This is a genomic window from Rhizobacter sp. (assembly GCF_035702065.1).
Classification (GTDB): domain Bacteria; phylum Pseudomonadota; class Gammaproteobacteria; order Burkholderiales; family Burkholderiaceae_C; genus Rhizobacter.
The window spans coordinates 1-5,634 of record NZ_DASSRA010000424.1; the positions used below are offsets into that span (position 1 = coordinate 1).

Annotated in this window: 6 protein-coding genes; 1 reads left to right on the plus strand and 5 read right to left on the minus strand. The window is 67.0% G+C overall.

Annotated features, from left to right (window positions below):
- From VFL64_RS18710 to VFL64_RS18730, 5 genes are all read right to left on the minus strand, one after another.
- A partial coding sequence (locus VFL64_RS18710) for a branched-chain amino acid ABC transporter permease (protein ID WP_489541893.1) occupies window positions 1-446 on the minus strand: 446 nt, incomplete at its 3' end.
- A gap of 163 nt (window positions 447-609) precedes the next feature.
- Window positions 610-1,779, minus strand: coding sequence for an ABC transporter substrate-binding protein (locus VFL64_RS18715; protein WP_489541894.1), 1,170 nt, complete (start codon window positions 1,777-1,779; stop codon window positions 610-612).
- Between the two features lie 132 nt (window positions 1,780-1,911).
- The gene (locus VFL64_RS18720; protein ID WP_489541895.1) at window positions 1,912-2,877 is read right to left on the minus strand and encodes a PDR/VanB family oxidoreductase; all 966 of its coding nucleotides are present in this window, start codon (window positions 2,875-2,877) and stop codon (window positions 1,912-1,914) included.
- 13 nt (window positions 2,878-2,890) lie between these two features.
- On the minus strand, window positions 2,891-3,655 hold the full coding sequence (locus VFL64_RS18725; RefSeq protein ID WP_489541896.1) for a GntR family transcriptional regulator: 765 nt from the start codon (window positions 3,653-3,655) through the stop codon (window positions 2,891-2,893).
- Window positions 3,656-3,764: 109 nt separating this feature from the next.
- Complete coding sequence (locus VFL64_RS18730; RefSeq protein WP_489541897.1) at window positions 3,765-4,853, minus strand: aromatic ring-hydroxylating dioxygenase subunit alpha; 1,089 nt, start codon at window positions 4,851-4,853, stop codon at window positions 3,765-3,767.
- 159 nt (window positions 4,854-5,012) lie between these two features.
- Between VFL64_RS18730 and VFL64_RS18735 the strand changes: the two genes are divergently transcribed.
- Window positions 5,013-5,634 (plus strand): uroporphyrinogen decarboxylase/cobalamine-independent methonine synthase family protein (locus tag VFL64_RS18735; RefSeq protein ID WP_489541898.1); only part of this gene is annotated, 622 nt, incomplete at its 3' end.

Consider the following 5,634-nt stretch of genomic DNA (forward strand, 5'->3'; position numbering starts at 1 on the left):
AGCAGGCCGCACACGATGATGATGAACAGGCGGTACTTGCCGATGCCCACATCGGCCAGGTCGAAGCGGCCCTGCAGCCACGTGGGCACCGAGATCATCTGCTGCTGCGAGCCGATGATGTAGTCGACACCCGCCACGGCCATGAACACCAGGCCGATGGAGAACAGCACTTGGTCCAGGTGCGGCCGGTTGTACATGGGCCGGTACAGCGTGCGCTCGAAGGCGGCGCCCAGCAGCGCGGTGAAGATGAAGGCCAGCGGCAGCGTGGCCAGGAAGGGCACGCCCAGCTTGTTCATCAGCAGCACCGTGGTGTAGCCACCGGCCATGGCGAAGGCACCGTGCGCCAGGTTGATGAAGTTCATCAGGCCCATGGTGACCGCGAGGCCCACGGACAGGACGAACAGCAGCATGCCGTAGGCGATGCCGTCGAAGAGGAGGGTCAGCATGAAATGGTCTGAATGCTCAATGCGCCATCCGCGACCACCCGCTCAGCCTGAGGTATCGAAGGCCCGTGCGACGCGTGCACGGAGCAGGGCTTCGATACCTCAGCCCGAACGGTGGGTGGCACGCGAACGGGCGGCCTTGGACGGGCGATCAGCCTGGCCGGGATTACTTGGCCTTGCCGGGATCCTTCACAGCCTTCTGAACATCGAACTCCTGGTTCCACAGCTGGCCGCCCACGCGCTCGACCTTGCGGATGTAGATGTCTTGCACCACGTCGCGCGTCTGGGCGTCGATCATCACCTGGCCGCGCGGGCTCTCGAAGAGCTGGCCCTTCATGTTGGCCAGCAGGTCGTCGCCGCCGCCCTTGCCCTTGGTGGATTCGAGCGCCTTGTAGATCACGCGCATGCCGTCGTAGCCGGCCACGGCCATGAAGTTGGGGCGGAACTTGTTGGCCGCCTCGAAGGACTGCACGAACTTCTTGTTCATCGGCGAGTTGTGCGAGGCCGAGTAGTGCTGCGCGGTCACCACGCCCAGCGCCACGTCGCCCATGTCGTTCAACTGGTCGTCGTCGGTGATGTCGCCGGTGCCGATGAGCTTGATGCCCGACTTGTCGAGGCCGCGCTCGGCGAACTGCTTCATGAAGGCCGCGCCCTGGCCCGAGGGCAGGAACACGAACACCGCGTCGGGGTTGGCATCACGCACCTTCTGCAGGAAGGGCGCGAAGTCGGGGCTCTTCAGCGGCGAGCGGATCTCGGCCACCACTTCGCCGCCGTTCAGCTGGAACTGGCTCTTGAAGAACTTCTCGGCGTCGATGCCGGGCGCGTAGTCGGCCACCAGGGTCACGACCTTCTTGATCTTGTTCTTGCCGGCCCACTCGCCCATGCTCACCGCGGCCTGCGGCAGCGTGAAGCTGGTGCGCACGATGTAGGGCGAGGCGTTGGTGATGGCCGAGGTGGCGGCCGCCGTCACGACCATGGGCGTCTTGCTCTGCGTGGCGATGGGCGCGGTGGCCATGGCCAGCGGGGTGAGGCCGAAGCCGGCCAGCACGTCGACCTTGTCGTTGACCACCAGTTCCTGCGCGATGCGGCGGGTGGAGTCGGCCACGCCGGCGTCGTCCTTGATGATGAGCTCGATCTTGCGGCCGGCGACCGTGCTGCCGTTCTGCGCCATGTACAGCTTGGCCGCTGCCTCGATCTGGCGGCCGGTGGACGCCGACTGCCCGGTCATGGGCAGGATGAAGCCGATCTTGAACGGGGCCGTCTGGGCAAAGCTGTGCGGCAGGGCCAGCGCGAGCGCGGCGACGGACAGTCCCTTCAGGACATGGCGTTTTTGCATGGCGGAGTCTCCAAGGTGAGGCGGGGAATGGCAGCGACTGTGCGGCAAGCGCACGGTATTCGGCAACTGGGGAGTACGACTAGCAGCTATGCCGGGCTGGCATGACAGATGGTGTGAACCCTTAGATTCGATCTAGTCGGCGCGATAGGCCGTGTCGAGCACCACGCCACCGCCGCTGACCCGCGAGACACAGGCGCACAGGCGCTGGTTGGCACGGTGCTCGTGCTCGCTGAAGAACACGTCGCGGTGGTCGATGTCGCCCTGCACGGCGATGACGTCCATCGCGCACAGGCCGCATTCGCCACGGCAGCAGTCGGACAGCGTCTCGACGCCTGCTTCGGTCAGCACGTCCAGCAGGCTGCGATCGGCCGGCACCTCGATGCGCATCTTGTGGCGCGGCAGCTCCACCCAGAAGGGCTGCACGGCGTGGTGGCCGGAGTTGCCGAAGGTCTCGAAGCGCAGGTCGGCCGCCGCGCGGCCGGCACGGGCCCAGGCCTCGCGGGCCGCGTCGAGCAGGCCGATGGGGCCACACACCAGCATCTGCCCGCGCGGGGCGAGACCGGCGATCTCGGCATCGAGGTCGAGGCGCTGGCCGGCATCGCTGCAGAAGGTCTGCAGGCGATCGCCCAGTGCCTGCTGCAGCACGTCGGCCAGCACCAGCTCGGCGGCCGAGCGCGCGGCATAGCGCATGCGCAGGTCGGCGCCGCGCGCGGCCAGCATCTGCGCCATGCCCACCAGCGGCGTGATGCCGATGCCGCCAGCCACCAGCAGGAACTGCGGTGCGTTGAAAGCGAGTTCGAAGTGGTTGTTGGGCTCGCCGATCATCAGCTCGGCGCCGGCTTCCAGCCCCCACATGAATCGCGAGCCACCGCGGCCGGGCTCGGCGCGCTTGACGGCGATGCGGTAGACCTCCTTGTCGGGGAGGCCGACCAGCGAGTAGGAGCGGGTGTCACCGTCCATCACCTGCACCTTGAGGTGGCTGCCCACCGTCCACGGCTTCACGCCGCCTTCGGGGCGGATCTCGAACTCGCGCACGGTCGGGCTCAGGTCGCGGTGGGCGCGGATGTGGGCGGGGTGCCAGGCCTGGCTGTTCTTCATGGTTCGGGCTTTCCTATCGGGTGGCGCGGCGGCGGATCAGGCTCGCGCCGGGCAGCTTCTGCAGGCTCTGGTGGCTTTGCAGCGCCTGCCGCAGGTTCTGGTGGGCGATGCGCGCGTGCTCGCGCATCAGGGCTTCGGCGCGCGCGCCTTCGCGCTGCACGATGGCCTCGATCACGGCCTTGTGCTGGGCTTGCGCCACCACCAGGATGTCGCGTGCATCGGGGCCGGTGGAGCGCGCCATCACGAAGCCGTTGGGCGAGGCGAAGGGCAGTGTCTTGGCGCGTTCGAGCTGGCGCGCGACGAGCTCGCTGCCCGCCATCTCGGACAGCAGGTCGTGGAAGCGGCCGTTCTGCTCCACGTAGCCGTTGAACGAGTCCTCCGTCAGCTCCGGCTTCGCGAGCAGGTCGTCGATGCAGGCAATGCAGTCGCGCGCCTCGGCCAGCAGCACCGAGGTCACCCCGCGCTCAGCCGCCAGGCGCGCGGCCAGGCCTTCGAGCGTACCGCGCACCTCGATGGCGTCGTGGATGTCGGCTTCGGAGAAGTCCTTCACCGCGAAGCCACCGTTCGGCAGGGCCTCGAGCAGGCCTTCTTCCTGCAGGCGCACCAGCGCCATGCGGATGGGGGTGCGCGAAGCGCCCAGCATCTCGACCAGCGCGAGCTCGGCGATGCGGCTGCCGGCCTTCAGCTCGCCGTTGACGATGAGCTCGCGCAGCTTGAGCTGCGTGCGCACGGTCTGCGAGGTGCCGGCGTCGTCCGCGGCTTCGGGCCTCGCGCTCATCGCGCCACCCTTCCCGTCATCCCGGCGAAGGCCGGGATCCACTGCGCGCACCGCCTGCCCATTTCCGGGAGTGGATCCCGGCGTTCGCCGGGATGACGCGGCGGGCAGGTCATGCTGCACTCCGTAGCGGGATCACTTTGGGTGCACCCGGCGGCGGCGCCTCCTTCTGCACCATCTTGTCGATCAGCCTGCGCGCCCACATCGAGCCGGCGTCGATGTTGAGGTTGTAGAAGGTGTAGCCCGGGTGCTCGTCGATGGCCTGCTGCTGCGCCTCCAAGATCAACTCGTCCTCGCGGAAGATGCCGGCCACGCCTTCGCGCAGCTCGTGCGTGAGGCGCTGCTCGTTCAGGCAGTAGTTGCGCGCGAAGGCCCAGAAGTAGTGGCAGGTGGTCTCGGTCTCGGGCGTGATGGTGTTGAGCACGAAGCCGTTCACACCCTTCGAGCGATCCCCTTGCGGCGCCCCGGTGCCGGTGGGTGCCACGCCCACGTCGATGGCGATGGTGCACGGCGCCTCGAAGCGGATGATCTGCCAGCGGTCGACCTGGCCTTCGTAGCCGGTGGCGTGCTTGAGCTGCGCGGCCCAGAAGGGCGGCGCATCGATGCCTTCCATCCAGCGGGTGACGGTGGCGTACTTGTCGCTGTGAGTGGCGACGAAGGGCGCCTCGGCCACGGCGCGCTGGCCGATGGACGAGCCGTGCACGAAGGTCTCGTGCGTCAGGTCCATCAGGTTGTCGAGCACCAGGCGGTAGTCGCACTTCACGCGGATCAGCTTGCCGTCGCCGGCCCAGGCCGGGTCGTCGTTCCAGTGCAGGTCGGGGATCTTGGATTCATCGGCCAGCGCCGGGTCGCCGGGCCAGACCCAGATGAAGCGGTGCTTCTGCGCCACCGGGAAGGACCGCACGCAGGCCGAGGGGTTGATGGTCTCCTGCGAGGGCATGTGGGTGCAGCGGCCGTCGCCGTTGAACACCAGGCCGTGGTAGCCGCAGGTGATCTCGTCGTCGTGCAGCGTGCCCTTGCTGAGCGGCAGCAGGCGGTGCCAGCAGGCGTCCTCGAGCACGGCCACGGTGCCGTCCTTGCGGCGGAACATGACGAGCTTCTGGCCACAGATGGTGCGGCTGAGCAGGGCGGCCTTGACCTCGATGTCGTAGGCGGCGGCGTACCAGGCGTTGAGCGGGAAGGTCGAAACAGCGGACTTCATGGCGGTGGCTTTCTGAATACGCGTTGTATACATACAAAGTCTATTCGCCCATCCAGATCCCCAAAAACAAGGGTTTGCCCTCGATTTCAGGCAAACGCTGTATTCATCGCACACCCGGCTTACTAATATCGACGCTTTCCCTCATCCTGGAGACATGCAATGAGCACGCGCACCGCGCCCCCCTTCCGCGCCGATCATGTGGGCAGCTTCCTGCGCCCCAAGCGCCTGCTGGAAGCCCGCGAGAAGAAAGCCAAGGGCGAGCTCTCGGCCGCCGAGTTGCGCAAGGTGGAAGACGAGTGCATCACCGAGATCGTCAAGTTCCAGGAAGACGTGGGCCTGAAGAGCATCACCGACGGTGAGTTCCGCCGCACCTACTTCCACATCGACTTCCTGGAGCAGCTGGGTGGCGTGAAGACCGACATTCCGGTCACCATCATTCGACCCGACGGCACCGAAGAGCTGGCGCCGCCGGTGATGAAGGTGATCGACAAGGTGCGCCACGTGAAGGACATCCAGCTGGCCGACTTCCAGTACCTGAAGAGCCAGCTGGCACCGGGCAGCACGGCCAAGGTGACCATCCCCTCGCCGACGATGCTGCACTTCCGCGGCGGTCGCGCGGGCATCAGCAAGCAGCACTACCCCGAGCTCGAACCCAGCTTCTACCAGGACGTGGCCAACGCCTACGGCGACGAACTGCGCTCGCTGGCCGAAGCCGGCTGCACCTATGTGCAGATGGACGACACCAACATGGCCTACCTGTGCGACGAGCACATGCGCGAAG